1 protein-coding gene is annotated in these 2524 nt (G+C 37.6%); it reads left to right on the top strand.

Going from position 1 to position 2524, the window contains the following annotated elements:
• Positions 1-2395 (top strand): hypothetical protein (locus tag LZ634_RS22535; protein ID WP_234508952.1); only part of this gene is annotated, 2395 nt, incomplete at its 5' end.
• Positions 2396-2524 lie beyond the last annotated feature (129 nt).

Raw genomic sequence — 2524 nt, 5'->3', positions numbered from 1 at the left:
GGAGATAATAATAATGAGTCTTGTATCACAGGAAATTAAAAACTTAGTAGGGGGTATTAGCCAACAACCAGATCAACTAAGATATCCAGAACAGGGAGAGCGTCAAATTAATGCGTTCAGTTCTGAAACTGATGGCTTACAAAAACGTCCACCATCAAAATTTATTAAACGTCTTGGTGATAGTGGTAGCTTTGGTGCTAAACCACTCATTCACTTAATCAATCGTGATGCACAAGAACAGTATTATGTAATTTTTGATGGACAATCAATTAAGGTGTTCGACCTGAAAGGGAATGAACATGTAGTTAATGGTGACTTTAATTATGCTACTACTCAATCACCACGCGAGTATCTACGCATGGTTACTATTGCGGATTACACTTTTGTTGTTAATCGCTCAGTTGTCGTTAAGCCAGGAACCGAACTAACACCTACTTACAAAGATCAGAACAGAGCATTGATTGTAGTCCGTGGTGGTCAGTATGGACGCTCACTATCCGTAGGTATCAACGGAACATGGACGGCTGCTGTAGTCCTTCCTAATGGTTCTACTGCTTCTGATGTTCAGCAAATGGACGCTTCAAGCATTGCAGATAAGTTAGGTGCAGCGATTAAAAAAGTATGGCCTACATACACTGTTAACATTAACGGTTCAGGGTACATAGAGATAATCACCCCAGATGATACACCTATTACGGAAATCTCTACCAAAGATGGTTACAACAACGATTTGATTTACCCGGTTTGGACTAAAGTTAGTCAGGCTGCAAAACTACCGTTAGTAGCTCCTGATGGTTACGTAGTAAAAATTAGTGGTATCAGTAATCAAACGTCCGATGATTATTATGTTCGATATGATGCTAATAACCGTATCTGGAAAGAATGCCCACAGTTAGGAGTTAGAAAAGGTATCGATGCTTCAACTATGCCACACGTTCTAATTAGTAATGCAGATGGTACATTTGATTTCAAAGAATTCACATGGGGTGAGCGTAGTTCTGGTGACTATGATAGTAATCCAGATCCATCATTCGTAGAGAATACTATCAATGATTGTTTCTTCTTCAGTAACCGCTTAGGCTTTTTGTCTGGTGAGAATGTAATACTTTCGGCTGCTGCTAAGTATGGTAACTTCTATATGCCGTCCGTATCCGTTACTGGCGATGCAGATCCAATTGATGTAGCCAGCTCAGATAACCGCATTAACATTCTAAAATTTGCGGTTCCTTTCTCTGAACAGCTTTTACTTTGGAGCAATGACAGCCAATTTATTTTGAGTAAAAACGGTGCATTGACAGGTAAGACTATCAATATAGATTTAACTACTAACTTTAACGTTTCAGATTATGCCCGTCCTTATTCATTAGGCCGTGGTGTTTACTTCTGTTCACCGCGTTCTACGTTCAGTAGTATTAACCGTTTCTATGCAGTTCAAGATGTTAGTTCAGTGAATAACGCAAGTGATATTTCTGCACATGTGCCTAACTATATTCCAAATGGGATATTCAGTATTAAAGGTTCAAACACAGAGAACTTTATTACTCTTCTTACAGAGGGTGCACGTAACATCATTTACATGTATAAGTTCTTGTACATTGATGAACAGGTTCGTCAACAGTCCTGGAGTCATTGGGAGTTCCCAGAAGAAACACATATATTAGCGTGTGATTGCATCGACAGTAAAATGTATGTTCTCTACGATAGTATTAATGGTATGTGTTTAGAGTCTATTGATTTCACACAGAATACTAAAGACTATGATAGTGAACTATACCGTTATTATATTGATGGTAAAGTAGCATATACAATACCTGATGACAATTATGATTTCTTCACTAACAAAACTATGGTTGATATGTCGGAAGTATACGGTAACTTTGGTTCCCGATATGACTACGTATTAATTCTGGATGATGGTTTTATGTATCGATTCCCTTATGATGAGGATGAACCGTGGAGTTTAACTAATGATAAGATTTGGGTTAATGGGAATTATGCAGGGAAGACCGTAACGATTGGTAGGTCTTATAGTTTTGTTTATGAGTTCAGTAAACTACTAATCAAGAACACCGCTGATGATGGTTCGACCGCTACTGAATCTTCAGGCCGTCTACAACTACGCCGGGTTTATCTAAACTATAAAAATACTGGTGCATTTAATATCATCGTTAATAATGGAGCTACTACTTTTATTACAGATCAAGCAGGTGCAGCAATCGGAACTAATGACTTACGTTTGAATACCATAAATATTCAGAGTGCTCAAGTTAGATTCGCTGCTACTGGTAATGCTAAAAACTTATCAGTTGCATTATACAGTGACCATCCAACACCAATTAGTATAGTTGGTGCGGGTTGGGAAGGTATGTATTTTAGAAGAACAAATGGTATCTAACTTTTTAAACCCACTCCTTTTAGGGGTGGGTTTTTTGTTCACTATAAGGAAGATTCAATTTAAAGGATTAAATCATGGAAATCATACCAGCAACTTCAAAACATTTTTTAGATATAGAAGAGACTATTT

This window comes from Kluyvera intermedia (assembly GCF_021440345.1).
GTDB classification, from domain to species: Bacteria; Pseudomonadota; Gammaproteobacteria; order Enterobacterales; family Enterobacteriaceae; genus Kluyvera; species Kluyvera intermedia_A.
Note: the sequence above shows the minus strand (reverse complement) of the source record. Positions and strands in the feature narration are given on the sequence as shown.